This window comes from Mycobacterium sp. NPDC003323, from assembly GCF_053589535.1.
In genome coordinates, this window is the sequence record NZ_JBSFSB010000007.1 from 105,720 (window position 1) to 132,192 (window position 26,473).

The 26,473-nt window shown below is 66.8% G+C and carries 25 protein-coding genes and 1 pseudogene; 7 read left to right on the top strand and 19 right to left on the bottom strand.

All coding sequences use genetic code 11. The annotated features are described in order from the left end of the window. Positions 1-32: 32 nt before the first annotated feature. The 6 genes from fusA to ACWDUN_RS17785 all read right to left on the bottom strand — a co-directional run bounded on the left by fusA (position 33) and on the right by ACWDUN_RS17785 (position 5,027). Complete coding sequence (fusA, locus tag ACWDUN_RS17760) at positions 33-2,135, bottom strand: elongation factor G (protein ID WP_449930876.1); 2,103 nt, start codon at positions 2,133-2,135, stop codon at positions 33-35. 73 nt (positions 2,136-2,208) lie between these two features. Beyond that, a complete protein-coding gene (rpsG, locus tag ACWDUN_RS17765; RefSeq protein WP_018601866.1) occupies positions 2,209-2,679 on the bottom strand; it encodes a 30S ribosomal protein S7 in 471 nt (156 codons plus the stop codon). After that, positions 2,679-3,053 carry a 30S ribosomal protein S12 gene (gene rpsL, locus ACWDUN_RS17770; RefSeq protein ID WP_003929602.1) on the bottom strand — a complete coding sequence of 125 codons (375 nt, stop codon included), beginning with the start codon at positions 3,051-3,053 and terminating at the stop codon, positions 2,679-2,681. The genes rpsG and rpsL overlap by 1 nt, the downstream gene beginning before the upstream one ends. 314 nt (positions 3,054-3,367) lie before the next feature. Further along, positions 3,368-3,934, bottom strand: a complete 567-nt coding sequence (locus ACWDUN_RS17775) for a TetR/AcrR family transcriptional regulator (RefSeq protein WP_449930879.1) — start codon at positions 3,932-3,934, stop codon at positions 3,368-3,370. Positions 3,935-3,988: 54 nt separating this feature from the next. Next, positions 3,989-4,504 (bottom strand): DUF3558 domain-containing protein, encoded by a 516-nt coding sequence (locus ACWDUN_RS17780; RefSeq protein ID WP_449930881.1) that lies wholly within the window; start codon positions 4,502-4,504, stop codon positions 3,989-3,991. Position 4,505: 1 nt separating this feature from the next. Next, entirely contained in the window at positions 4,506-5,027 is a 522-nt protein-coding gene (locus ACWDUN_RS17785; protein WP_449930883.1) for a DUF3558 domain-containing protein, read from the bottom strand. A 147-nt stretch (positions 5,028-5,174) separates the two neighbouring features. Here ACWDUN_RS17785 and ACWDUN_RS17790 point away from each other — a divergent pair, with 147 nt between their 5' ends. Genes ACWDUN_RS17790 through ACWDUN_RS17800 form a run of 3 tightly spaced genes read left to right on the top strand, consistent with a single transcriptional unit; the run spans position 5,175 to position 6,646 of the window. Further along, positions 5,175-5,552, top strand: a complete 378-nt coding sequence (locus ACWDUN_RS17790; RefSeq protein WP_449930885.1) for a DUF3060 domain-containing protein — start codon at positions 5,175-5,177, stop codon at positions 5,550-5,552. Between the two features lie 57 nt (positions 5,553-5,609). Continuing rightward, entirely contained in the window at positions 5,610-6,215 is a 606-nt protein-coding gene (locus ACWDUN_RS17795; RefSeq protein ID WP_449930887.1) for a M15 family metallopeptidase, read from the top strand. 32 nt (positions 6,216-6,247) lie between these two features. Next, positions 6,248-6,646, top strand: coding sequence for a DUF3060 domain-containing protein (locus ACWDUN_RS17800; RefSeq protein WP_449930889.1), 399 nt, complete (start codon positions 6,248-6,250; stop codon positions 6,644-6,646). 10 nt (positions 6,647-6,656) lie between these two features. Here the strand turns inward: ACWDUN_RS17800 and ACWDUN_RS17805 are convergent, their stop codons facing one another. From ACWDUN_RS17805 to ACWDUN_RS17820, 4 genes are all read right to left on the bottom strand, one after another. Continuing rightward, entirely contained in the window at positions 6,657-7,406 is a 750-nt protein-coding gene (locus tag ACWDUN_RS17805; RefSeq protein WP_449930891.1) for a crotonase/enoyl-CoA hydratase family protein, read from the bottom strand. Then, positions 7,403-8,116 (bottom strand): PaaX family transcriptional regulator C-terminal domain-containing protein, encoded by a 714-nt coding sequence (locus ACWDUN_RS17810; RefSeq protein ID WP_449930893.1) that lies wholly within the window; start codon positions 8,114-8,116, stop codon positions 7,403-7,405. The genes ACWDUN_RS17805 and ACWDUN_RS17810 overlap by 4 nt, the downstream gene beginning before the upstream one ends. Before the next feature lie 2 nt (positions 8,117-8,118). Continuing rightward, positions 8,119-9,021 carry a crotonase/enoyl-CoA hydratase family protein gene (locus tag ACWDUN_RS17815; protein WP_449930895.1) on the bottom strand — a complete coding sequence of 301 codons (903 nt, stop codon included), beginning with the start codon at positions 9,019-9,021 and terminating at the stop codon, positions 8,119-8,121. Between the two features lie 76 nt (positions 9,022-9,097). Further along, positions 9,098-10,717, bottom strand: coding sequence for an acyl-CoA dehydrogenase family protein (locus ACWDUN_RS17820; RefSeq protein ID WP_449930897.1), 1,620 nt, complete (start codon positions 10,715-10,717; stop codon positions 9,098-9,100). 63 nt (positions 10,718-10,780) lie between these two features. On the opposite strand from ACWDUN_RS17820, the gene ACWDUN_RS17825 reads away from it, so the two are divergent. After that, a complete protein-coding gene (locus ACWDUN_RS17825; protein ID WP_449930899.1) occupies positions 10,781-11,116 on the top strand; it encodes a cupin domain-containing protein in 336 nt (111 codons plus the stop codon). Positions 11,117-11,128: 12 nt separating this feature from the next. Here ACWDUN_RS17825 and ACWDUN_RS17830 read toward each other — a convergent pair whose 3' ends face one another. The 3 genes from ACWDUN_RS17830 to ACWDUN_RS17840 all read right to left on the bottom strand — a co-directional run bounded on the left by ACWDUN_RS17830 (position 11,129) and on the right by ACWDUN_RS17840 (position 13,994). Then, positions 11,129-12,184, bottom strand: coding sequence for a phosphatase PAP2 family protein (locus ACWDUN_RS17830; protein WP_449930900.1), 1,056 nt, complete (start codon positions 12,182-12,184; stop codon positions 11,129-11,131). Positions 12,185-12,245: 61 nt separating this feature from the next. Further along, positions 12,246-12,995 carry a deoxyribonuclease IV gene (locus ACWDUN_RS17835; RefSeq protein ID WP_449930902.1) on the bottom strand — a complete coding sequence of 250 codons (750 nt, stop codon included), beginning with the start codon at positions 12,993-12,995 and terminating at the stop codon, positions 12,246-12,248. Between the two features lie 30 nt (positions 12,996-13,025). Continuing rightward, entirely contained in the window at positions 13,026-13,994 is a 969-nt protein-coding gene (locus tag ACWDUN_RS17840; RefSeq protein ID WP_449930904.1) for a calcium/sodium antiporter, read from the bottom strand. Between the two features lie 180 nt (positions 13,995-14,174). On the opposite strand from ACWDUN_RS17840, the gene ACWDUN_RS17845 reads away from it, so the two are divergent. Then, on the top strand, positions 14,175-14,756 hold the full coding sequence (locus ACWDUN_RS17845; RefSeq protein WP_449930905.1) for a maleylpyruvate isomerase family mycothiol-dependent enzyme: 582 nt from the start codon (positions 14,175-14,177) through the stop codon (positions 14,754-14,756). Positions 14,757-14,870: 114 nt separating this feature from the next. On the opposite strand, the gene ACWDUN_RS17850 is transcribed toward ACWDUN_RS17845, so the two are convergent. From ACWDUN_RS17850 to ACWDUN_RS17860, 3 genes are all read right to left on the bottom strand, one after another. Beyond that, complete coding sequence (locus ACWDUN_RS17850) at positions 14,871-18,824, bottom strand: DNA-directed RNA polymerase subunit beta' (RefSeq protein ID WP_449930907.1); 3,954 nt, start codon at positions 18,822-18,824, stop codon at positions 14,871-14,873. A 34-nt stretch (positions 18,825-18,858) separates the two neighbouring features. Beyond that, positions 18,859-22,353: a DNA-directed RNA polymerase subunit beta gene (gene rpoB / locus ACWDUN_RS17855; RefSeq protein WP_449931153.1), complete on the bottom strand. Its 3,495-nt coding sequence runs from the start codon at positions 22,351-22,353 to the stop codon at positions 18,859-18,861. A 224-nt stretch (positions 22,354-22,577) separates the two neighbouring features. Further along, positions 22,578-22,787 carry a hypothetical protein gene (locus ACWDUN_RS17860; protein WP_449930909.1) on the bottom strand — a complete coding sequence of 70 codons (210 nt, stop codon included), beginning with the start codon at positions 22,785-22,787 and terminating at the stop codon, positions 22,578-22,580. Positions 22,788-22,796: 9 nt separating this feature from the next. Between ACWDUN_RS17860 and ACWDUN_RS17865 the strand changes: the two are divergent. Further along, a pseudogene (locus ACWDUN_RS17865) lies at positions 22,797-22,970 on the top strand (helix-turn-helix domain-containing protein); the annotation flags it as partial. A gap of 263 nt (positions 22,971-23,233) precedes the next feature. After that, positions 23,234-23,785 carry a helix-turn-helix transcriptional regulator gene (locus ACWDUN_RS17870; RefSeq protein WP_449931155.1) on the top strand — a complete coding sequence of 184 codons (552 nt, stop codon included), beginning with the start codon at positions 23,234-23,236 and terminating at the stop codon, positions 23,783-23,785. Here ACWDUN_RS17870 and ACWDUN_RS17875 read toward each other — a convergent pair. The 3 genes from ACWDUN_RS17875 to ACWDUN_RS17885 form a co-directional block, all read right to left on the bottom strand. Beyond that, positions 23,739-24,293 carry a VOC family protein gene (locus tag ACWDUN_RS17875; RefSeq protein WP_449930911.1) on the bottom strand — a complete coding sequence of 185 codons (555 nt, stop codon included), beginning with the start codon at positions 24,291-24,293 and terminating at the stop codon, positions 23,739-23,741. The genes ACWDUN_RS17870 and ACWDUN_RS17875 overlap by 47 nt on opposite strands. After that, entirely contained in the window at positions 24,286-24,672 is a 387-nt protein-coding gene (locus ACWDUN_RS17880) for a phytanoyl-CoA dioxygenase family protein (protein WP_449930913.1), read from the bottom strand. The genes ACWDUN_RS17875 and ACWDUN_RS17880 overlap by 8 nt, the downstream gene beginning before the upstream one ends. Positions 24,673-25,233: 561 nt before the next feature. After that, the gene (locus tag ACWDUN_RS17885; protein ID WP_449930915.1) at positions 25,234-26,304 is read right to left on the bottom strand and encodes an ABC transporter ATP-binding protein; all 1,071 of its coding nucleotides are present in this window, start codon (positions 26,302-26,304) and stop codon (positions 25,234-25,236) included. Positions 26,305-26,473: the final 169 nt, after the last annotated feature.

Sequence of the window (26,473 nt, forward strand, 5' to 3'; positions counted from 1 at the left end):
GGTTTTCAGTTGTGTGGTCCGCGAAGGATGGGTTATTCGCCCGTGGCCTTCGCGATGATCTCCTTCGACACGTTCGCCGGAACTTCAGCGTACGAGTCGAACACCATGGAGTAGTTTGCCCGGCCCTGGGTCTTCGACCGGAGGTCGCCGACGTAGCCGAACATCTCCGACAGCGGCACCTGCGCCTTGACGACGCGCGCACCGCTGCGCTCCTCCATGGCCTGGATCTGACCACGGCGGGAGTTCAGGTCGCCGATCACGTCGCCCATGTAATCCTCGGGCGTGGTGACCTCGACGGCCATGATCGGTTCCAGGATGACCGGCTGCGCCTGACCGGCAGCCTTCTTCAGGGCCTGGGAACCGGCCACCTTGAAGGCCATTTCCGACGAGTCGACGTCATGGTACTGACCGTCGAGCAGCGTGACCTTCACGTTCACCAGCGGGTAGCCGGCGAGCACGCCGTACTGCATGGCGTCCTGCGCACCGGCATCCACCGACGGGATGTACTCGCGCGGGATGCGGCCACCGGTGACCTTGTTCTCGAACTCGTAGGTCGCACCGTCCTCGCCGACGAACGGTTCGAGGTTGATGATGACCTTGGCGAACTGGCCCGAGCCACCCGTCTGCTTCTTGTGGGTGAACTCGACGTTCTGCACGCCGCGCTTGATCGTCTCGCGGTAGGCCACCTGCGGCTTGCCGACGTTGGCCTCGACCTTGAACTCGCGACGCATGCGGTCGACCAGGATGTCCAGGTGCAGCTCGCCCATACCGCCGATGACGGTCTGGCCGGTGTCCTGGTCCAGGTGCACCTTGAAGGTGGGGTCTTCCTCGGCCAGCTTCTGGATGGCCGTGCCCAGCTTCTCCTGGTCGCTCTTGGTCTTGGGCTCGATGGCGACCTCGATGACCGGATCCGGGAACGTCATCGACTCCAGCACGATCTGGTTGTTCGGATCGCTGAGGGTGTCACCGGTGGTGGTGTCCTTCAGGCCGATGACCGCGTAGATGTGACCGGCGGACGCCCGCTCGACGGGGTTCTCCTTGTTGGAGTGCATCTGGAACAGCTTGCCCAGACGCTCCTTCTTGCCCTTGGTCGAGTTGATGACCTGGCTGCCGGATTCCACCGTGCCCGAGTAGACGCGCACATAGGTCAGCTTGCCGAAGAACGGGTGCGTAGCGACCTTGAAGGCCAGGCCCGAGAACGGCTCGTCGGTCGACGGCTTGCGCGAGATGGTCTCGTCCTCGTTACCGGGGACATGACCTTCGGCCGCGGGAACGTCCAGCGGGTTGGGCAGGTAGTCGATGACGGCGTCGAGCATGGGCTGCACGCCCTTGTTCTTGAACGCCGAACCGCACAGCACCGGGTAGGCCTCGCTGGTGATGGTCAGCTTGCGCAGGCCACCCTTGATCTCCTCGATCGTCAGCTCTTCGCCGCCCAGGTACTTCTCCATGAGCTCGTCGTCGGTCTCGGCGACGGCCTCGATCATCGCGGTGCGGTATTCCTCGGCCTTCTCCTGCAGATCGGCCGGGATGTCGACGGTCTCGTACTTCTCGCCGAGCTTGGTCTCACCGCTCCACACCTTGGCCTTCATCTCGACCAGGTCGACGACGCCCTCGAAGTCGCTCTCGGCACCGATCGGCAGCTGGATCGGGATGACGTTCGCGCCGAGGCGGTCCTTCATGGTCTGCACCGAGAAGTAGAAGTCGGCGCCGAGCTTGTCCATCTTGTTGACGAAGCAGATGCGCGGGACGTCGTACTTGTCGGCCTGACGCCAGACCTGCTCGGACTGCGGCTCGACACCTTCCTTGCCGTCGAAGACGGCCACGGCACCGTCGAGCACGCGCAGCGAGCGCTCCACCTCGACGGTGAAGTCGACGTGGCCGGGGGTGTCGATGATGTTGATCTGGTTGTCGTTCCAGAAGCAGGTGGTGGCGGCCGAGGTGATGGTGATACCCCGCTCCTGCTCCTGCTCCATCCAGTCCATCGTGGCGGCGCCGTCGTGCACCTCACCGATCTTGTAGCTGATACCGGTGTAGAAGAGGATGCGCTCGGTCGTCGTGGTCTTGCCGGCGTCGATGTGCGCCATGATGCCGATGTTGCGGACCTTGGTCAGGTCGGTAAGCACGTCCTGTGCCACGGCTAGATTCCCACTCTTTCGCTTGCTCGATTATTTGTGGTGGTGGCCCGTGCAACTTTGCACGGGCCCGGTGTCACCAGCGGTAGTGCGCGAAGGCCCGGTTCGCCTCGGCCATCTTGTGCGTGTCCTCGCGGCGCTTGACCGCGGCACCGAGACCATTGCTGGCGTCCAGGATCTCGTTGGCCAGACGCTCGACCATGGTCTTCTCGCGGCGAGCCTTGGAGAAGCTCACCAGCCAGCGCAGCGCCAGCGTGGTCGAGCGATCCGGACGGACCTCGACCGGCACCTGGTAGGTGGCGCCACCGACGCGGCGGCTGCGCACCTCGAGGGCGGGCTTGACGTTGTCCAGCGCACGCTTGAGGGTGACGACCGGATCGGTGCCGGTCTTGTCGCGTGCCTGCTCCAGGGCGCCGTAGACGATGCGCTCGGCGAGCGACTTCTTACCGTCCAGCAGCACCTTGTTGACCAGCTGGGTGACCAGCTGCGACCCGTAGACCGGATCGTTGACCAACGGGCGCTTCGGCGCGGGACCCTTGCGCGGCATCAGCTCTTCTCCTTCTTGGCGCCGTAACGGCTACGTGCTTGCTTGCGGTTCTTGACACCCTGGGTGTCCAGCGAGCCGCGGATGATCTTGTAGCGCACACCGGGGAGGTCCTTCACACGACCGCCGCGGACCAGCACCATCGAGTGCTCCTGCAGGTTGTGGCCCTCACCGGGGATGTAGGCCGTCACCTCGACCGCGCTGGTCAGGCGGACACGCGCGACCTTGCGAAGTGCCGAGTTCGGCTTCTTCGGGGTGGTGGTGTACACGCGGGTGCACACGCCGCGACGCTGCGGGCTGCCCTTGAGGGCCGCGGTCTTCACCTTGGCGATCTTGTCGCGGCGACCCTTGCGGACCAGCTGGTTGATGGTTGGCATGTACCGGCTTTCTGTGTTGCTACTTCGTCGAACTTCTAAGTCTCTGTACTGCAGTTTTGACCCGCTCGCGTCCCCCGCGTTCGGGCGTGTCGCACGCGCCGAGCACCGTAGCTTCCGCTCGATGCATCTGGAACATACGAAGACACACGAATTCGCCCGACCTGCAGGGATACGGTCCGCGGAGCGGTCGCATGTGCCCCTGACAGCCAGGCACGAGGCTCCACAATACCAGGGGTGGCCGCGCCGAACCAAACCCGTCCGTGACGGACTTCCCGCAGGTCAGACGGTACGCCTACCAGAGGGCCGAAAGCGAGCTACCGGCGTTCCATGCCCGCCGCCAGGCGCAGCACCATATCGGTGAACACCGCATCGGTGTCGACGTCGTCCATGACGCCCGTCATCTCCAACAAGACGAAACCGTGCAACGCCGACCAGAATTCCAGGGCCGCATAGAACGCGTTATCACCGGCCAGTCCGTAGGACGCCAACGCGGCCAGCACCGGGCCGGCCGCCTCGCGTGCGGCGGCGGTGTATTCGGGATCGTCGCCGCCCAGCGGCATCCGGGTGAAGGCCGAGTATCGGCCCGGATGGTGGTGGGCGTAGCTGCGGTAGGCGCTGGCCATGGTGACCACCGCGTCGTCGCGGGTGCGGCCCTCCCCGACCGCCCTCAGCATCCCGATGATGTCCTGGATGACGCGCATCCGCACTGTTCGGCGCAGGTCTTCCAGGCTCTGCACGTGGTTGTACAGCGACGGGCCCTTGGTGCCGAGCTGGGTTGCCAGCGCATTGATGGTGAGCGCGTCCCAGCCCTCGCGGTCCAGGAAGGCCAGTGCGGCGTTCACGATGGCGTCGCGGCTGAGTTTGGTCGCCCGCGCTGCCATGCGCTCCCCCTCCGGTCTGCCCACTGCGTCTGTCGCGAGGGTTAACGAAGGACTCTAGTTCACCCGGTCCTGACTCAGCTCCGCCAGCTGATCGGTGATCGAGCACAGTGGGGGCAACGAGGCCGGGTTCATCGTCTGGATGGACCAGGTGATCACGTCGTCGCCCTTGGCCACATAGATGCTGCAGGCGTTGGCGTCATAGGCCTTGAAACCCTGGTTGCCGTTCACCGACAGCTCGGTGATCGTGCGGCCGGCCTGTTGCTCCAGCGCGCGCTCGACATCGAGTTCACTACCGCGGTACCACCACGTCGAGATGCCCATCCCGGCGCCGAACGTGCCGATCACGGAGTTTTCCTGCCAGAAGCAGCCGACGTCGTTGATGACCGCCGCGGCGAAGTTCGTCGACCCGACGGCGGCGGTGATGTCGGCGCCGGTGATGCCGTTGCAGTCCGCACCGGCGAACCCGGCTCCGGTGGCGGCCGGCGCCGACGGTTCCCGGGTGGTTTCGGCAGCGCAGCCGGCCAGTGCGCAGACAGCGGACAGCGCGGCGATCATCGCAGTGGCACGCATGTCACATGTCCGATCGCAGCGTCGCGGCCAACAACTTCTCGGCGTCCGGGCACGGGTCGGTATCGACCTCGCCGCGCACCTGCACCCACCAGCTCAGCACGCCGCCGCCGGCCGCGGCGGCCGCCGCGCAGCCCGCACCGGTGGTCTCGCGCTCGGCCACGAAGGCGGGGCGGCGTTCGACGACGGTGTCGCGCACCCGCGCGCCCCGCTCGACGGCCACCGCCCGCTCGCGGTCCAGGGTCCCGGTGTCGAACCAGGCGAAGGTCACGTCCACCGTCGCGTCGTCACGGGAGAGCACGTACTGACACACCGCGCCGCTGTAGGGGCGCACCACCTCGTCGGCGTCGAGCACGTCCTGCACGGAACCGTCGGTCAGCAACCCGCACCGGTTGTCGACGTAGCCGTAGCTGCGGTCATCGGCGGCGGTGACGGTGCGGGCCGGTTGCGCGGTGCCCGCGACCTGGTGCGCGCAGCCGGCAACCGCCACCGCGGCGATCGTCGACATCACCGCGCGCCCGAGCATGGACGTCCACGCTACCGACGACCGGCGGCGCAGGCGACCGGAACGGCTGCGGCGAAACCCCCGTACCCGGGGTCATCGCGGCCGTGGCAACCCCGGGTACGCGGGTTTCGCCGACCGGACGGGCCCGGCACCGTACGCTGTTGACCCATGGCGAGCCTCAGTGTCCTCAGCCGGTCCGCGACGGCGGGTGCCCTCGCCGCAGCCATGCTGCTGGCCGGAACCGCTCCCGCGCAGGCCAAGAACGGTGACACCCACGTCACCGGTCAGGGCATCGTGCAGACCATCGACTGCAACAACGCCACGCTGCTGGTCAACGGCACCGGCAACACCATCAACGCCAAGGGCACGTGCTGGGCGGTGACACTGCAGGGCTCGTCGAACATCGTCATCGCCGACAACGTCATCAACGACATCACCGTCTACGGCTACGACCAGACGGTGATCTATCACAACGGCGCCCCGGCCCTGATCGACCGCGGCCGGGAACTGGGCATGACCAACCGGATCAACTGGGCCCCCGCCTGACCTGTGCGCCGGCTAGTCACCCTGATCGCGCTTGTCTGCGGAATGAGCGGTGTCGCAATGACTCCCGGGGCCGGCGGTGAACCGGTAATCGCTCCGGTGTCGGCGGCGGCCCGGGCGGTCGGCTTCATCGACGTGCACGCCGCGGTGCCCGATGCGCTGATCGATCTGCGCTACGCCACCGCCGACAACTTCGTGGGCGTGCCGCTGTACCCGCCCGGCGCCCGCTGCCTGGTCCATCAATCGCTGGCCGAGGGCCTGGCGGTGGCCGCGGCCCGGCTACGCGCCCAGGGCCTGCGACTGGTGTTCTGGGACTGCTACCGACCCCATGACGTGCAGGTCCGGATGTTCGAGGTGGTGTCGAATCCGGCATGGGTGGCCCGCCCGGGCGACTACTCCAAGAGCCACGAGTCGGGCCGGTCGGTCGATGTCACCACCTACGGCGCGACAGGGATGACGGACATGGGCACCGATTTCGACTCGTTCACCGCCGATGCACTCGCCTATGCCACCGAGGGCGTCAGTCCGGCCGCCCAACGCAACCGCGCCGTGCTGCGCGAGGCGATGGCCGCCGGCGGGCTGTCGGTGTACGACGGCGAATGGTGGCATTTCGACGGGCCGGGGGCCGGTGAGCCGCGACCCATCATCAACGTGCCGCTCACCTAACCTGGAACGTCCAGCCAACGAAGCGAGGAAGCATGCGCACTCAGATCGTCGGAACAGCCGCCGCGGCACTGCTCGCACTCGGCCTGGCCGGCTGCGGCGCCGGCGGCGACGGTGACGCCCCGACCGTGACCGCGGGAACATCGGGCGCACAGGTCCAGATCGGCAACACCATCAACTACGGCTCGGTCGGCACCACCGCCGATATCGACTGCGCGCAGGGCAAGGCACTCAACATCGGCGGCTCGAACAACACGCTGACGGTCACGGGTTCGTGCTCGAGCGTGAACGTCGGCGGCGCGGACAACAAGATCACCCTGGACAACGTCGAGACCGAGATCAGCGTCGTCGGCCTGGACAACACCGTGGTCTACAAGGGCGGTGACCCGAAGGTCGAGGACCTCGGCAGCGGGAACCGGATCAGCAAGGGCTGACGTCGGTCGTTCAGGCCTGCGCGCCGTGCCTGCCGGCTCCGTCGGCGAATCGCTTCGCGCCGGCCGCCAGTTCGGCCGACGACTTCTGCAGGCTTCCGAATTCGAAGGCGATTGCTGCGTCTTCGGTTTCGCCCCACTGACGCAGCGCCGACATCCGGTCGGCACGCAGGCACCCCTGCGGTGACGCGGCCAACTGGGCGGCCAATTCCTCGGCGGCCGCGCGCGACCGGCCGGTCGGCACCACCCGGTTGGCCAGCCCGATGTGCAGCGCCTCCTGCGCATCGACCGCGCGCCCGGTCAGGATCAGGTCCATCGCCCGGCTGTGCCCGATCAGGCGCGGCAACCGCACCGTGCCGCCGTCGATCAGGGGCACACCCCAGCGGCGGCAGAACACCCCGAACACGGCGTCCTCCTCGACCACCCGCATGTCGCACCACACCGCCAACTCCAGCCCGCCGGCGACGGCATATCCGCTGACCGCGGCGATCACCGGCTTGGACAGCACCATCCGCGTCGGGCCCATCGGACCCGGCCCGTCGGGGCGCACCTGATTGCTCATCGCCTTGAGATCGGCCCCCGCGCAAAAGGTTCCGTTGTCGCCGTAGAGCACCGCGACCGCGGCACCGTCGTCCTTGTCGAACTCGTCGAAGGCCGCGTACAGCGCCTCAGCGGTCGGCCCGTCGACGGCATTGCGTGCCTGCGGCCGGTCCATGATCACCGTGGTGACGGGGCCGTTGCGTTCTACTCGGACACCATTCATATCGCCTCCACATGCTCGTCGCGCCGCGCCACCAGTTCAGCGGCGAATTCTCGATAGGCCGCACGCAGCGACTCCCCCGGCCAGCGCCGGGGAAGCAACTCGGCGGGTAGCACCGGATCGGTCAGCAGATGCCGCACGATCGCCGCGGCCACCACGAACCGCGCGGGAACATCGGCGGCCTCGGTCATTTCGCCCAGCAGCCGTTCCCCGTCGCGTGCCCAGACCGGCAGGTCCCACAGCTGCGCCGCCAGCCCGGCGGGATCGGCGTCGCGGCTGTGCAGTACCCGCATCCGGGACAGCACCTCATCGGCCAGCGCCACGTCCAGATTGTCCGGCCGTAGCCACACCCCGTCGCGAAGTTCGCCGAACCGGTTCTGCAGCAAGGTGTTCCGCAGGTCGGCTCGGGTGCGGGCGTCGGCGCCGACGCTGGTGATCAGCAAGGTCACCCACGAACCGTCCCAGCGGTGTTCCTGCGGTTCGATCGCGGCGTCCTGACGACGCTGCCGGGCCAGCAGCCGGTCCGAGAGCCGGTACCCGTCGGCCGAACGCACCAGGTCCCCGGCACTGACCATCCGGGTCAGCGCCACCCGCAGCGTCGACTCACGGATACCGAAATCGGCTGTCAGCGTGATTAATTCAGAGGCCGACGCCCAGGCCGGGTGCGCTCCCAGCAGCACGCTGAGCACCACCGAGCGCGCAGTCAGCCGCACCGCTACACCCCGGACGCGCGTCGGCCGTGGTCGCCGCGCGGCTCGTCGCGGTGCCGGACCGCCTCGCGGAAGCCGTGCTCGACGGCGTCGGCGACGAACGCGTGGCCTTCCGGGGTGTGCCGCGCGATACCGTCGAAGACGGTGCTGACCATGCGACTGGTCGCCACGCCCTGCTGCAACAGCGCGGTGTTGCAGGCCAGTTTGGCCATGATGAGCTGGTTGACCGGCATGGCCGCGATGCGCGCGACCAGACGTTCGGTGCGCTCGTCGAGATCCTGCGGTTCGGGCGCTTCCACGGCCAAACCCCATTCGGCGGCCTGTGCGCCGGTGATGCAATCACCGGTGAACAGCAGCCTTTTCGCGCGCTGATCACCGAGTCGGTGCGCCCACAGCCCGGCGGCCGGCACACCCCACACCCGCATCGGCGGATAGCCGATCTTGGCATCCGCGGCGGCGATCACCTGGTCGGCGTGCAGCGCGATATCGGTGCCGCCTGCCACGCAGTAGCCGTGGATCTTGACCACCGTCGGCTTGTCGCAGTGCATCAGGCTGGCGAAGCCACGGACGAACCGGCTCATCATCTGGTAGTCGATCATCGGGTCCCACGGCTGGTCGGGCCGGTGATTGCTGGCCTGGGTGCGGCCGTCGAGCACGGTGCCGCGCCGATCCGAGCCGGCCGATGAGGATCCGTCGGCGTAGGCGCCGAGATCGAACCCGGCGCAGAAACCTTCTCCGGCACCGGAAACCAGGATCACGTGCACGTTCGGATCGAGGTCGGCGCGCTCGACGCAGGCGGCCAACTCGACGGGCGTGTCGGCGATGATGGCGTTGCCCTTATCGGGCCGGTTGAAGGTGATCCGCGCGATGCGGTCGGTCACCTCATAGGTCATCGTCTTCATCTTCATCCCCGCGAACAGACGTAAAACTGACCTTTGGAGGGCGTTTTGAGGCAGGTTTGTGTCTGCTCGCCCGGGGAAGCCGTCACCCTTTCACCAGATTGCGCTCGATGATCGGCGCCAGGTCCAGGCCGGTCGGCAGGGTCCCGAACGCGCCACCCCACAGCCCGCCGAGTCGGCTGGCCAGGAAGGCCTCGGCGACGGCGGGGTGGCCGTGGCGCACCAGCAGCGCGCCCTGCAGTGCCAGCGCGATGTCCTCGGTGATCTTGCGGGCCCGGTACTGGATGTCGGCGATATCGCCCAGCGACGTCTTCAACTGCGCCACATGCGCGTTCAGCCGCGGCTCCGAGGCCAGCGCCAGCTCCTCGAACAGCACGTCGACGCACTCGGGCCGGGTGGCCATGGCGCGCAGCGTGTCCAGGGCGCTGACGTTGCCGGAGCCCTCCCAGATGCCCATCAGCGGCGCTTCACGGTAGAGCCGCGGCATCCCGGAATCCTCGACGTACCCGTTGCCGCCCAGGCATTCCATCGCCTCGGCGGCGTGCGGGGTGGCCCGCTTGCACACCCAGTACTTGGCGGCGGCCAGACCGATGCGGCGCAGCAGCGCCTCCCGTTCGTCGCCACGCGCCGCGGCGTCGGTGGCACCGGCCATCCGCATGGCCAGCATGGTGGCGGCCTCGGCCTCCACCGCCAGGTCGGCGAGCACGTTGCGCATCTGTGGCTGATCGATCAGATACGCGCCGAATGCCTTTCGGTACTGGGCATGGTGGACGGCGCGGGCCAGGCCGGCGCGCATGCTGGTGGCGCTGCCCAGCGTGCAGTCCAGCCGGGTCAGGTTGACCATCTCGATGATGGTCTTGACCCCGCGACCCTCCTCGCCGACCAACCAGGCCGTCGCGCCGTCGTACTCGACCTCACTGGAGGCGTTCGCGTGATTGCCCAGCTTGTCCTTGAGGCGTTGCAGGAACATCCGGTTGCGGCTGCCGTCGGGCAGCACGCGCGGCAGGAAGAAGCAGCTGACGCCATTCGACGTCTGGGCGAGGACGAGGAACACATCACTCATCGGCGCCGAGGTGAACCACTTGTGCCCGGTCAGGGTGTAGCTACCGTCGGCGTTGGGCACCGCCTGGGTGGTGCCGGCCCGCACATCGGAGCCGCCCTGCTTCTCGGTCATCGACATGCCCGCGGTGATACCGGCTTTGGTGGCGGGCACCTTGAGCTCGGGGTCATAGGCGCGGCTGGCCAGCAGCGGCTCGTAGACCGCCGCGAGTTCCGGGTTGAACCGCAGGGCCGGCACCACGGCGTAGGTCATCGAGATGGGACAGATGTGGCCGGGTTCGGGCGTCCACACCGAGGTCTTGGCCGCGCGCACCACGTGCGAGCCGGGACGGTCGTCGACCCACGGTGCCGCGTGCAGGCCGTGGCCGACCGCCACGGTCATCAGCTCGTGGTAGGCCGGGTCGTACTCCACCTCGTCGACGCGGTGCCCGTAGCGGTCGTGGGTGTGCAGTTCGGGACGGTGCCGGTCGGCGAGTTCGCCCCAGCGCTGCGCCCGGTCCGAGCCGCTGAGCGCGCCGAGTTCGGTGACCTCATCGACGCCCCAGCCGCCGCCCTCGCGGACCAACGCTTCCATCAGCACCGGGGAGGACGCGGGATTGTGGTCGCGCAGCGGCGGGACCTGGTTGGTGACGACATGTGTGGCCATGCACCCACTGTTACATTATCTCGACAACCGCACAAGATGTGTAACACGGTGCATACTCGTGCGGTGCAACCCAATACCGTCATCCGCGCCACCGACCTGGCCCTCGACCACGAACCGGTTCCGGCCGAGCAGTCCATCGCCGGGGATCCGAGCACCGCGGCTGCCACGCTGACCGAACTGGGTGGGCTGGAGATCGGGGTGTGGGAAATGTCGGTCGGCACCATGACCGATACCGAGGCCGATGAGGTATTCGTGGTGCTGTTCGGCGCGGCCACCGTCGAATTTGCCGATGGCACGCCCACTCTGGAGCTGCGGGCCGGCGATGTCGGGCGGCTCGCCGCGGGTGCGCAGACCACCTGGACCGTCACCGAGACGCTGCGCAAGATCTATCTGACCTGACGCGGTCCCGGTTCAGGCGGCACTGCGGCGCGCCTCGTGCACCCGCAGGCCGTAGAGCACCACCGCCGCCAGCGCCCAGCCGAGCAGGATGTCGACGACATAGTGCTCGGCGGTGTAGACCAGGGTGAACGCCATCACCAGCGGATAGGCCACCAGAGCCGGACGCCACCCGCGGTTGAGCCGGTTCCACAGGAACACCGCCAGCGCGGCGGACATGCCGGCATGCAGGGACGGAATGGCCGCGACCAGGTTGACGCTGGCCTGCCCCTGATCCAGCAAGGCGGTCGCGGTGTGCAGATCCAACGCCCGCCAACCGCGCCCGACGATCCGCTCGATCCAGTCGTTGGCACCCTCGATGCTGGTCTGCATGGCCCCGAGCACCCCACCGTCGGGCACGCCGCGCGCCGAGCGGAACATGCACGCCGGTCCCGATGGTCCGTCGGCGACATCGGCCGCGGTGCAGCGGGCCGCGGCCCACGGCGGGGCGGCCGGCACCAACGCGTAGATCACCAGACCGACGAAGTTCAGCCCGACGAACAGTTTGACGAAGCTCTTCCACTCCTCGCGGTTGCGCAGCCACAGCACACCGGCGATGACGTACGGGAGGATGAAGAACGACATGTAGACCGAGCTGATCACCACCTCCCACAGCGGCGGCTCGGGCAGTTTCAGCCGTTCCTGCAGCCACACCGTCGGCATGGTCCCGGCGAACAGCCAGCGGTCGGCGTCGGCCTGCCAATGCCACAGGGTGGGTCTGCCGACCAGGTCGGCCGCGCCGCGGCTCAGGTCGTAGGCGATGAGCAGCAACGCGAACGGCAACCAGTCGCGGATGACGTAGAGCATCCGACGGCCCTGACCGATGCTGGCCGCCATGAGCCCGGTGCTGATGTAGACCAGCAGCAGCTCGCGGTTGAACGCGAACCCGTCGGTGACCGTGCGATAGATGATGACGGCGGCCCAGACGGCGATGGCGGCGTAGCGCAGATAACGCAGGCGCTGGGCTCGCCGGTCCGGGGCGGCGGTCCGGGTGGCAACGACGATCGACTGTTCCTCGTCAATCGTGGCCACGATACGGCAGCCTAGTTCACCCGCCGGCCACCCGTCGTTTGCCCAAGGTTGCGGTGTGGTGTCAGATGTTGTCGCGCAGGAACGCGATGTCGTCCTTGCGGCCGTCCTCGGAGGTCTCGCAGATCACCGGAGCATCGGCGGCCTTGACGACAGCGACCAGCAGATCGGGGTCGATCTGGCCGGTGCCGAAGTTGGCGTGCCGGTCGGCGCCGGAGCCGGCCGCGTCGCGGGAGTCGTTGCAGTGCACCAGGTCGATGCGCCCGGTGATGGCCTTGATGCGGTCCACCGCGTCGATCAGCGCCTCGCCGGCCGCCCACGCGTGGCAGGTGTCCAGGCAGAAGCCGATCCCCTTGTCGCCGATGCGTTCCCACAGCCGACCGATGGTGTCGAAGTGACGCGCCATCGCATGGTCACCGCCCGCGGTGTTCTCCAAGTAGACCGGCACATCGGTCTCCAGGTAGTCCAGGGCCTTGGCCCAGCGCTCGAACCCGGCCTCCATGTCGTTGTCGTCGGCGTGCCCGCCGTGCACGATGACGGCGGTGGCGTTGATCTCGGCGGCGGCGTCGCAGGTGTCCTGCAGAATCTTGCGCGACGGGATGCGCACCCGGTTGTTCGCCGAGGCCACGTTGATCAGGTATGGGGCGTGCACATAGAGCGGGACGCTCGCCGCTTTGAGGGTGTCGGCGTCCTCGCGGGGTTTGGGCTTCTTCCAGCTCTGCGGGTTGCCGAGAAAGAACTGCACCACATCCGCGTTCTCCGCGGCGGCCGCGGCCAGCGGGTCGTCGGGGTTCACATGCGATCCGATGAGCACGCGGCCAGTCTAGGCGCGTGGGCTGACAGCTCAGCTCTGGGTGACGAGCGCGAACACCAGATAGCCGACGTACACCGCGACCATCGCCCCACCCTCGATGCGGCTGACCCGTCGCCCGGTGAGGAAGATGGGCACGCAGGCGAGCGCGACCGCCACCATGACCGGGATGTCGATGCGTACCAGGCCGGCCGGTACCGTCAGGCCGCCGGCGGCCACCACGCTCGTCACGCCGAGGATCAGCAGGACGTTGTAGATGCTGCTGCCCAGCAGGTTGCCGATGGCGATATCGCGGTCCCCGCGCAGGGTGGACACCACCGTCGTCACCAACTCCGGAGCCGAGGTGCCGATGGCGACCACCGTCAGCCCGATCAGGGCATCCGAGACCCCGAACCCGCGGGCCATGCCGACGGCCCCGTCGACCAGCCAATCGGCGCCGATCACCACGACGGCGATACCGCCGAGCATCAACGCCACGTACAGCGGCGTCGGCCGCGGTCCGGCGGGCTCGGGTTCGTAGGCCTGCGCGTACTCCCCCACCACCGCACGCGATTCGCGTCGCGTCATCCGGATCACTGCGACGGTGTAGACGACGGCGCAGGCCACCAGGATCACGCCATCGGTACGGGACAGCGTGCCGTCGAGCGTCAGCACCAGCATCAGCACGGCCGCGCCGGCCATCACCGGAAGTTCGAAGCGCAGCGTCCGGGTTGCCATCGCCAGCGGCACGATCAGCGCGCTGAGACCGAGGATGAGCAACAGGTTGACGACGTTGGTGCCGGTGATGTTGCCGACGGCCAGCGCGCCGCTGCCCTCCTGGGCCGCGACCACGCCGACGGCAAGTTCCGGCAGACTCGTGCCGATCGAGACGACGGTCAGGCCGATGACGATCGGGCTGATGCCCAGCCGGGCGGCGACCTCGGCGCCACCGCGGACCATCACCTCGGCCCCGAGGACCAGTGCCGCCAGGCCGAGGACGAACCAGCCCGCGTCGGTCCACATCGCGCAAAGCCTAATGGAGCTGCGTGGTTTCAGTCTGGTGTCGGAGGTGCGCACCACACTGCATTCCGGTAGGCCACGCGGGTGCGAATCCGTACGTGGTGTCAGCCTGGTCGGCCGCCGCCCCACCAGGCTGAAACTACGCAGGCGATGACATTGCAGACCGCTGCCGGTCTATCCGGCATGAACACCGTATGGCCGTTGGTCCACGCCGAGCGGCAGGCACTCATCGCCGACCTCCAGACGCTGCGGCCCGAACAGTGGAACACCGCATCGCTGTGCGACGGGTGGACGGTGCACGACGTAGTCGCCCACCTGATCGACGTCGCCGAGTCGACGCGCACCGGATTCGCCGTCGACATGGTGCGCGCCGGCTTCGACTTCGACCGGCAGAACGAGCGCGGTATCGCCCGCGCAAAGGCCGCCTGCACTGAAGACACCCTGGACAGACTCCGCCGGGCCGCCGGTCGGACCACGACCCCGATCGCACCGCTGGACACCCGCATCGTCGAGGAGGTGGTGCACGGTGAGGACATCCGGCGCGTTCTCGGCATCACCCGCGTCTACCCGCCCGAAGCCCTGGCCAGGTCGATCAGCCAGCAGGTCCGCACGTCGACGAGGTTCGGCGGGGCCAAGGAGCTGGTCGCCGGCACGCGTCTGCGCGCCACCGATATCGACTTCACCATCGGTGACGGCCGCGAGATCCGCGGCACCGCAATCGAACTGTTGATGGCCGTGTCCGGCCGTAACGACCTGCTCGGCTGACCCCGAGATTGACGAATCGGCGAGATCCACTCGCACTTTCCCGCCCGTTTGTTCGTTTGGGCGATAAGCACGAAGAAGCCCCCAGGGCGAACCTGGGGGCTTCTCCGTGACTGGTTACCGGTAGTCGCTGTATCCGTAATCGTCCAGCGGCACCGCGGCACCGGTGCTCTGACCGAAGTCCGGGCTGTAGTACTGATCCTCGTAGGACGGGATCGTGTACGCCGCAGCGCGGGCTTCCTCGGTCGGGTTCACCTGGATGTTGCGGTAGCGGTTGATACCGGTACCGGCCGGGATCAACTTACCGATGATCACGTTCTCCTTCAGACCCTGCAGCTTATCGCTGCGGCAGTTGATCGCCGCATCGGTCAGCACACGCGTGGTCTCCTGGAACGACGCCGCCGACAGCCACGAATCCGTGGCCAGCGACGCCTTGGTGATACCCATCAGCACCGGACGTCCGGCCGCGGGCTCGCCGCCCTCGGCCACGACGCGACGGTTCTCCGACTCGAACTCGGCACGCTCGGTCAGCGAGCCGGGCAGGAACTCCGTCGAGCCCGAATCGATGATCGTGACGCGACGCAGCATCTGCCGGACGATGACCTCGATGTGCTTGTCGTGGATCGACACGCCCTGCGCCCGATAGACCTCCTGGACCTCCTTGACCAGGTGGATCTGCACCTCGCGCGGACCCTGCACACGCAGCACCTCGTGCGGATCGGCAGCACCTTCCATGAGCTGCTGGCCGACCTCGACGTGGTCACCGTCAGACAGCAGACGCTCGGAGCCGTCGTCGTGCTTGAACACCTTCAGGCGCTGGCGACGGGTCAGCTTGTCGTAGACGACTTCCTCGCCACCATCGTCCGGGACGATGGTGATCTTGTAGAACTTGTCGGTCTCCTCCAGCTGCACCCGGCCGGTGACATCGGCGATCGGGGCCTTGTTCCGCGGAACGCGGGCCTCGAACAGCTCCTGCACACGCGGCAGACCACCGACGATGTCGGCGCCACCGGTGACACCACCCTGGTGGAAGGTACGCATGGTCAGCTGCGTGCCGGGCTCACCGATCGACTGCGCGGCGACGATACCGACGGCCTCGCCGATGTCGACGAGCTTGCCGGTGGCCATCGAGCGGCCGTAGCACATGGCGCAGACGCCGGTGCCGGTGGTGCAGGTCAGCACGGAGCGGACCTTCACCTCGGTGATGCCGGCGGCCAGCAGCGCGTCGATGGCCGGGTCGCCCAGGTCATGTCCACGCTCGATGACGACGTTGCCGTTCGCGTCCACCGCGTCGGTGGCCAACGTGCGGGCGTACGCCGACGTCTCGATGTGCTGATCGCGGACCAGCGTGCCGTCGTCCTGCTTCTCGGCGAGGGTGACGTTGATACCGCGCTCGGTCTGGCAATCGGTCTCGCGCACGATGACGTCCTGCGAGACGTCCACCAGACGACGGGTCAGGTAACCCGAGTCGGCGGTACGCAGCGCGGTGTCGGCCAGACCCTTACGGGCACCGTGGGTGTTGATGAAGTACTCCAGCACGGTCAGGCCCTCACGGAACGAGGACTTGATCGGACGCGGGATGTACTCACCCTTCGGGTTGGTCACCAGACCCTTCATGCCCGCGAGCGTGCGGGTCTGGGTGATGTTGCCCGTGGCGCCGGACTTCACGATCGTGATGATCGGGTTGTCCGCCGGGTAGTACTCCTCCAGCGCCTTACCCACCTCTTCGGTGGCCTGCTGCCAGATCTTCACCAGCTCGCCGTTGCGCTCGTCGTGGTTGAGCTTGCCGCGCTGGTACTGCTTCTCGATCGCGTCGGCTTCGCCCTCGTAGCGCTCCAGGATCTCCTGCTTCTGCGGCGGCACCAGCACGTCGGCCATCGACACGGTGACACCCGAGCGGGTGGCCCAGTAGAAGCCGGCGTCCTTGAGCTTGTCCACGGTCTGCGCGACGACGATCATCGGGTACCGCTCGGCGAGATCGTTGATGATCGACGCCTGCGCCTTCTTGAACATCTGCGCGTTGACGAAGGGGTAGCCCTTCGGCAGCAGCTCGTTGAACATGACCCGGCCCAGCGTGGTCGACGCGGTCCAGGCGTCCCCGGCCTTCCAGCCCTCCGGGAACAGCTCGGCCTCGATATCGGCCGGCGGACGCAGGTTGGTCAGCCGCACCTTGATCTTGGCGCGCACACTCAGCGCACCGCGGTCCATGGCCATGATGGCCTCGGCCGGGCTGCTGTACACACCGGTCTCCGGGGTGTCGGTGCCGGCCGCGGTGTATTCGCCCTTGTCACCGTCGATCTCGGTGGTCAGGTAGAACAGGCCGGTCACCATGTCCAGACGCGGCATGGCCAGCGGGCGGCCCGACGCGGGAGACAGGATGTTGTTGGACGACAGCATCAGGATGCGGGCCTCGGCCTGCGCCTCCGCGCTCAGCGGAAGGTGCACGGCCATCTGGTCACCGTCGAAGTCGGCGTTGAAGGCCTCACACACCAGCGGGTGCAGCTGGATGGCCTTGCCCTCGACCAGCTGCGGCTCGAAGGCCTGGATACCCAGACGGTGCAGCGTGGGTGCGCGGTTCAGCAGCACCGGATGCTCGCCGATGACCTCTTCGAGGACGTCCCACACCTGCGGACGCTGACGCTCGACCATGCGCTTGGCGCTCTTGATGTTCTGCGCGTGGTTCAGGTCGACCAGACGCTTCATCACGAACGGCTTGAACAGCTCCAGGGCCATCAGCTTGGGCAGACCGCACTGGTGCAGCTTGAGCTGCGGGCCGACCACGATGACCGAACGGCCCGAGTAGTCGACGCGCTTACCCAGCAGGTTCTGCCGGAAGCGGCCCTGCTTGCCCTTGAGCAGATCGGACAGCGACTTGAGCGGACGGTTGCCCGGCCCGGTGACGGGCCGGCCACGGCGGCCGTTGTCGAACAGCGCGTCCACCGACTCCTGAAGCATGCGCTTCTCGTTGTTGACGATGATCTCGGGCGCACCCAGATCGATCAGTCGCTTGAGCCGGTTGTTGCGGTTGATGACGCGGCGGTACAGGTCGTTCAGGTCGGAGGTGGCGAAGCGGCCACCGTCGAGCTGAACCATCGGGCGCAGCTCCGGCGGGATCACCGGAACGGCGTCGAGCACCATGCCCATCGGCGAGTTGCCGGACTGCTGGAACGCGGCGACGACCTTCAGTCGCTTCAGCGCACGCAGCTTCTTCTGGCCCTTGCCGTTCTTGATGGTGTCGCGCAGCGACTCGGCCTCGGCGTCGATGTCGAAGGTCTCGATGAGCTTCTTGATCGACTCGGCACCCATGGCACCGGTGAAGTACTCGCCGTAGCGGTCGACGAGCTCGCGGTAGAGCACCTCGTCGACGATGAGCTGCTTGACGGCCAGCTTGGTGAAGGTGGTCCAGATCTCGTCGAGCCGGTCCAGCTCACGCTGGGCCCGGTCGCGCAGCTGGCGCATCTCGCGCTCGCCACCGTCGCGCACCTTGCGGCGCACGTCGCTCTTGGCGCCTTCCTTCTCCAGCTCGGCCATGTCGGCTTCGAGCTTCTGGGCCCGGGCCTCCAGGTCGGCGTCGCGCTGATCCTCGACGGCCTTCTTCTCGACGACCATCTCGGCTTCGAGCGTGGACAGCTCGTTGTGCCGCATCTCGGTGTCGACGGCGACGATCACGTAGGCCGCGAAGTAGATGATCTTTTCCAGATCCTTCGGGGCCAGGTCCAGCAGGTAGCCCAGGCGCGACGGGACGCCCTTGAAGTACCAGATGTGGGTGACGGGTGCGGCCAGCTCGATGTGGCCCATCCGCTCACGGCGCACCTTGGCACGGGTCACCTCGACGCCGCAGCGCTCACAGATGATGCCCTTGAAGCGCACGCGCTTGTACTTGCCGCAGTAGCACTCCCAGTCGCGAGTCGGTCCGAAGATCTTCTCGCAGAACAGGCCGTCCTTTTCCGGCTTGAGCGTGCGGTAGTTGATGGTCTCCGGCTTCTTGACCTCGCCGTAGGACCAGTTGCGGATGTCGTCCGCGGTCGCCAGACCGATGCGGAGTTCATCGAAGAAGTTGACGTCTAGCACGTAACTCCCTTTCCCCTTGCGGGTTTAGTAACTATTAGGCCAAGTCCTCAACGGACGCAGATTCGTTGCGCGACAGGTTGATACCGAGGTTGGCAGCGGCACGCTCCAGGTCCTCGTCGTCACCGTCACGCATCTCGATCGCCGCGCCGTCAGAAGACAGCACCTCGACGTTCAGGCAGAGCGACTGCAGCTCCTTGAGAAGCACCTTGAACGACTCCGGGATACCCGGCTCGGGGATGTTCTCGCCCTTGACGATCGCCTCGTACACCTTGACGCGACCCACCGTGTCGTCGGACTTGATGGTGAGCAGCTCCTGCAGCGTGTACGCCGCGCCGTAGGCCTGCATGGCCCAACATTCCATCTCGCCGAAACGCTGACCACCGAACTGCGCCTTACCACCGAGCGGCTGCTGGGTGATCATCGAGTACGGACCGGTCGAACGGGCGTGGATCTTGTCGTCGACCAGGTGGTGCAGCTTCAGGATGTACATGTAGCCGACCGTCACCGGGTACGGGAACGGCTCACCGGACCGACCGTCGAACAGCTCGGCCTTACCGTCGGCGTTGACCATGACCTCGCCGTCGCGGTTGGGCAGCGTGGCGCCCAGCAGACCCTGCAGCTCGCCCTCCTGCGCACCGTCGAACACCGGGGTGGCCACGATGGAGTCGGCCGGGGCCGACTTCATGCCCTCGGGCAGGTTGGCCGCCCACTCCGGGTTGCCCTCGATGTTCCAGCCGGCCTTGGCCACCCACCCGAGGTGGGTTTCCAGGATCTGGCCGATGTTCATACGACGCGGCACACCGTGGGTGTTCAGGATGATGTCGACCGGGGTGCCGTCCGGCATGAACGGCATGTCCTCGACCGGCAGGATCTTGCCGATGACGCCCTTGTTGCCGTGGCGTCCGGCGAGCTTGTCGCCGTCGGAGATCTTGCGCTTCTGGGCCACGTAGACGCGGACCAGCTCGTTGACGCCGGCGGGCAGCTCGTCATCATCCTCGCGGGAGAACACGCGGATGCCGATGACCTTGCCGGACTCACCGTGGGGCACCTTCAGCGACGTGTCGCGGACCTCGCGGGCCTTCTCACCGAAGATGGCACGCAGCAGGCGCTCCTCGGGGGTCAGCTCGGTCTCACCCTTCGGGGTGACCTTGCCGACCAGGATGTCGCCGTCGCGGACCTCGGCGCCGATGCGGATGATGCCGCGCTCGTCGAGATCGGCCAGCACCTCATCGGAGACGTTCGGGATGTCCCGGGTGATCTCCTCGGCGCCCAGCTTGGTGTCGCGGGCATCGATCTCGTGCTCTTCGATGTGAATCGAGGTGAGCACGTCCTCTTCCACCAGACGGTTGGAGAGGATGATCGCGTCCTCGTAGTTGTGACCCTCCCACGGCATGACCGCGACCAGCAGGTTCTTGCCCAGGGCCATCTCACCGTTCTCGGTGCAGGGGCCGTCGGCGAGGACCTGGCCGGCCTCCACACGCTGTCCGGTGTCCACGATCGGGCGCTGGTTGGCGCAGGTGCCGTGGTTGGACCGGGCGAACTTGCGCATCCGGTAGGTCTGACGCGAGCCGTCGTCGGCCATCACGGTGATGTAGTCGGCCGAGACCTCTTCGATGACACCGGTCTTGTCGGCGACGACCACGTCACCGGCGTCGATCGCGGCGCGCAGCTCCATACCGGTGCCGACCAGCGGGGCCTCGCTGCGCACCAGCGGAACGGCCTGGCGCTGCATGTTGGCACCCATCAGGGCACGGTTGGCGTCGTCGTGCTCCAGGAACGGGATCATCGCGGTCGCGACCGACACCATCTGGCGCGGCGAGACGTCCATGTAATCCACGTCGTTGGCGGAGACGAACTCGACCTCGCCGCCCTTACGGCGGACCAGGATGCGGTCCTCGACGAAATGGCCGGAGCCGTCGACCGGCGAGTTGGCCTGCGCCACGATGTGGCGGTCCTCCTCGTCGGCGGTCAGGTAGTCGATCTGGTCGGTGACGACACCGTCGACGACCTTGCGGTACGGGGTCTCGATGAAGCCGAACGGGTTGACCCGGGCGTACACCGACAGCGAACCGATCAGACCGATGTTCGGACCCTCAGGGGTCTCGATCGGGCACATCCGGCCGTAGTGGCTGGCGTGCACGTCGCGGACCTCGAGGCCGGCGCGCTCACGGGACAGACCGCCGGGGCCCAGCGCCGACAGACGACGCTTGTGGGTCAGGCCCGACAGCGGGTTGTTCTGATCCATGAACTGCGACAGCTGGCTGGTGCCGAAGAACTCCTTGATCGCCGCCACGACGGGACGGATGTTGATCAGGGTCTGCGGGGTGATCGCCTCGACGTCCTGGGTGGTCATGCGCTCGCGCACGACACGCTCCATGCGGGACAGACCGACCCGGATCTGGTTCTGGATCAGCTCACCCACGGTGCGCAGACGACGGTTGCCGAAGTGGTCGATGTCGTCGACCTCGACGGGCACCTCGACGCCACCGGGCGCGGTCATCACCTTGTCGCCCTGGTGCAGACGCACCAGGTACTCGATGGTGGCGACGACGTCCTCTTCGGTCAGCGTCGAGTTGGTGATCGGCTCGCCGGCGTTGAGGCCGAGCTTCTTGTTCACCTTGTAGCGACCGACGCGGGCCAGGTCGTAGCGCTTGTCCTTGAAGAACAGGTTCTCCAGCAGGGTCTGCGCCGACTCCTTGGTCGGCGGCTCGCCCGGGCGCAGCTTGCGGTAGATGTCCAGCAGCGCCTCGTCGGTACCTGCGGTGTTGTCCTTCTCCAGCGTGCTCATCATGATCTCGGAGAAGCCGAAGCGCTCGGTGATCTGCTCGTTGGTCCAGCCGAGGGCCTTCAGCAGCACGGTGACCGGCTGACGGCGCTTGCGGTCGATGCGCACACCGACGGTGTCGCGCTTGTCGACGTCGAACTCCAGCCACGCACCGCGGCCCGGGATGACCTTGACGCTGTGCAGGTCCTTCTCGGTGGTCTTGTCGATCGACGAGTCGAAGTACACGCCCGGCGAGCGCACCAGCTGGCTCACCACGACACGCTCGGTGCCGTTGATGATGAAGGTGCCCTTCTCGGTCATCATCGGGAAGTCACCCATGAAGACCGTCTGGCTCTTGATCTCGCCGGTGTTGTTGTTGATGAACTCGGCCGTGACGAACAGCGGGGCCGCGTACGTCATGTCCTTGTCTTTGCACTCGTCGACCGGCGCCTTGACCTCGTCGAAGCGCGGGTCCGAGAAGCTCAGCGACATCGAGCCGGAGAAGTCCTCGATCGGGGACAGTTCGGCAAGAACCTCTTCCAGGCCGCCGACCGGGTTCACATCGCCGCGATCGACTGCCTTGCTGCGCCACTTGTCCGAACCGACCAGCCACTCGAACGAGTCGGTCTGAACGTCGAGCAGCCCCGGAACCTCGAGAGGCTCGCGGAGCTTGGCGAAGGAAATACGATTGGGCGCTCCCGGAACGGAGCTATTAGTGGAATCTGACTTGCTCTGGCTCGAGACTGCCAAGATGCACCCTTCCAGCTATATCTGCATCGGTACGGCTGGCTCTCAAGCCCGGATCCTCTCCGAGCCATGGCACGCGTCTAGATCGCTGAGCAGGGCTCAGGCTAGGTCACGAACTCAGGTGCAGTGAAGGGTGGGCAGGATGCAGCCAGCGCAACGTCCAACGATAGCGCAAGACGGCACATTCCTCAACCACCGTGTGTGGAGGGTCGATCGAGCGCTGGCTGGCGACCCGTCAGTTCTCAACCCATCACACATTGCTGCCCAACAGACTGGCCCGTTTGCCTCCCTTCGTCAAGAGATAAGGCCGTGTCGGCTGTGGAGTTTCTGATCTGCGGCGGTTCGGTGGCGCAGTTGCCGGTGAACTCGCCGAGGATCAGGGTCACCCGCATCAACCGCTGCATCAACCGGTCGAAAGTCCACGGACAATAGCTGTCCTCGATTGACGGCACACTCGCACCATGTCCGACACCACCGCCCGTGCTCTGGCTCTGCTCGACCTACTCCAGTCACACCGGCACTGGCCGGCATCCGAATTGGCAGATCGGTTGCACGTGACGGTGCGCACGGTCCGCCGCGACATCGAACGGTTGCGCGATCTCGGGTATCGCATCGAGTCGGCACCCGGAGTGCTCGGTGGATACCGGCTCGCGGCCGGAGGAACGCTGCCTCCCCTGGTACTCACGGACGACGACGCGATCGCGATGGCGGTGGGCCTTCGGCTCATCGCTACCGGTCAACCGACGCGCGCCTCCGAGACAGCCTTGTCCGCGCTTGCCAAACTCGAACAAGTTCTTCCTCCGGCCGTGGGTCAGCGTGTCAATGCCGTGGGCTCCTCCGTTCGGCACAGCGGTCTGCAGCGACGGGAGACGTCGATGGGGGTGCTCACGACCTGGCCCTGGCAAGCCGGGACCACGAGCGGGTGCGGTTCCGGTACCAGCCCGATTCCGGTTCGTCGGCAGCCCGTCATGCAGAACCGCACATCCTCGTGCCCGCCGGCAGCGCGTGGTACCTCATCTGCTGGGACATCCAGCGCGATGACTGGCGGACCTTCCGCGTCGACCGCCTCAGCGATGTGCAGCACACCAGCGTGCGCTTCACACCCCGGACGCTGACTGCGGAGCAGGTCGACGAGATGATCACCGTCGGACGTGCCTACAGCCCGGGAGCCGAGCAAGCCGAGGCGGTCATCGACCTGCCGGTCGATTCGTTTCGCGCCCGATTCGGTGCGTGGTCGCAGGGCGCACGCCCCGACGGGCATGGCCGCACCCGCTGGCCGGTCGGCGGCGCCGGCCTGCAGGACACGATCTACGGATTGTCCTGGCTACCTTCCGATGTCGCCTACACCGTGGACGTCGGCGACGACGATCGCGAGGCACTTGTCGGGCTGTTGCGCGCCATGCTCAACGCGCTTGAGCCCGTGCACTCAGCATGTCCATCGCCTGCATGAGTGTGCGGTGGATGTAGTCGAGTTCAGGCGTGCTGAACGCGTGCCAGTCGGCGTCCGCACCCCATGCCTCATCGGAGGCGGCGACGGGCTCAGAATCTGCGGGGATGTGCTCGTAGATCCACCAGAGGTTCCCGGCCGGATCGACGAACCGGGCCAAAACGTCGCCGAAGAATTCTGTGGGCCGGGTGACGATCACGCCCCCGTGCGCCTCTGCGCGTCGAATGGTCGCTTCCGCATCTGACACGTAGGCCCGGACGAAGGCCGGCGTGAACGGCCACCCGGGTTTGCGATCGGCGATGGTCACCAGCGAGTCACCGACGCGGAGCTCAGCGTGCAGAATGAGGCCGTCGTCGTCGAGGGTGCGAGCTTCCGGAACGTCGCGCGCGTCCAGCACCGCGATCAGGAAGTCGATCAGATCGATCGCCGACTCCGCAAAGATGAAGGGATTGACGGTGTTCGAGCCCGCAGGGACTGCGGCGCCACCGCGGGTGTCGGTCGAGTCAGACATCGGCCCGGCCTCCGATCCGCGGGTACGCACGATCGTCCAGCGGTTGCTCGGGCTCGTGGTTGGGAACGGGATCTTGGTACGGCATCTCGGGGTCGGGCCGATAGCGGGACGCCGCGTCGACGTAGACCGTCGCCAGCGACAGCCGCACATGATCGGTGAGGTTTGGTCCCGCGCCGTGCACCAGCCAGCAATGGTGGAATGTGCAATCGCCGGCTCGCAACGGAACGCTGACGCGGGGACGCCACCGCAGTTCAGGCCGCGCGTCCAGCAGATCGCCGTCGATCGGCGCACCATGTTCCTCGTGTGACGCGGTCAGGAATTGCAGGCATCCTTGCTCAGCCGGCACATCGGTGAGTGCGACCCATGCCGTCAGGGTCACCGGCGCGCCGTCCAGGGGGAAGGCGGCTGGTCGACGTCCAGCGGTGTTGCCGGGCCGCCGGCGATCTTGCGCAGCAGTTCCGTCTGAACATGCGCATGGGACGGCCGGCCAGCTGCTCGGCGATCGCGGTGACAGCGGGATGTAGGGCAAGTCGCCTCATGGCCGGATTCGATCGGTCGGCACCCGGCACCCAGTCCATCACCGCACCGGCGTCGCCCCACCAGGGGATGGTTTCGTGGTCATCGAGCATGCTTTCGGAGACCGCGCGGAACTCGTCGACTTCCGTTGCGGACAGCACACCTGGGACAGCGATGAAGCCATCCCGCCGGTAGCGCCGAACATCCGGTTCCGAAAGCAAGGGCGTGTGTGATCGGTTGGTCATGACGGCCAAGTTAGGAGCGAATGCGGTCGTTTGGTGTCCGCAATGTCGGGCTGTCAGCGCCGTTGTCGCCATATATGACACAGCGGCGCTGTCAGGCCGACATTGCGATCGAGCCACCCGTAGAAACAACAACGCGCGAGACCCGTATCGGGTCTCGCGCGTCGCCGGAGTTGTTCTGATTACTGGTTGGACACCGGGATCGACTGCGTGGGTGCGTCGTCCTCGTGGTGCTGGCGGGGCACATGGCCGGGCTCGTGCACGGCGTACTTGTGGGTGCCGTCGAGGTCGTCGCGGATGGCTTCCTGCGCGGCCGGGGGCAGCGTGTGCAGGATCTCGCGCACCCGCGCCTGCCGACGCGCCACACCCTGACGCTCGGGCATACCCGGAGTCGCCGTCAACTGCGGCGGCACACCCTCGATCTCCTCCACACCACCGTCATGCTGACCGGCATCCAACATCGCCTGCTCCGCCGCCGCGGTCGCCTCGTCCTTCTCCTCCGACATACCGATCGGACCGATACGACGACCGTTGAGGAACTGCTTGACCACCGGCTCCTCCGAGGTCAACAACACCTCACGCGGACCGAACATCACCAACTGCTTGCGGAACAGCATGCCGATGTTGTCCGGCACCGTCCGGGCGATGTTGATGTTGTGCGTCACGATCAGCACCGTCGCATCGATCTGGGCGTTGATGTCGATCAGCAACTGGCTGAGGTACGCGGTACGCACCGGGTCCAGACCGGAGTCCGGCTCGTCGCACAGGATGATCTGCGGGTCCAACACCAGCGCCCGCGCCAGGCCGGCACGCTTGCGCATACCGCCGGAGATCTCACCGGGGAACTTGTGCCCGTCATTGGGCATACCGACGAGCTCGAGCTTTTCCATCACGATGTTGCGGATCTCGGACTCGCTCTTCTTCGTGTGCTCACGCAACGGAAAGGCGGTGTTGTCATAGATGTTCATCGAGCCGAACAGCGCGCCGTCCTGGAACAGCACCCCGAACAGCGTGCGGATCTCGTAGAGCTCCTTGGCCGAGCACTCCAGGATGTTGGTGCCGTCGATCACGATCGAGCCACGCTCGGGGCGCAGCAACCCGATCAGCGACTTCAGGAACACCGACTTACCCGTACCCGAGGGGCCCAGCAGCACGCTGACCTCACCCGCGGGAATCGACATCGTGACGTCTTCCCAGATCTTCGACGACCCGAACGACTTACTCAGGTTGGACACGTCGATTTGGACGCCCATATGTGTTCCTTCCGCTTGCAGCCCCGCCCGTGCCACCTGCCAGGAGCGCCTGTGGCTTGAGTCACTGTAACCTACCGGGTTTTTCAGCAACGACGAACGGCAGCACTGCCGAACCCGGAAACGACTGCGGGCCGGGTCGAAGATCGACCCGGCCCGCAATGCGAGTGAA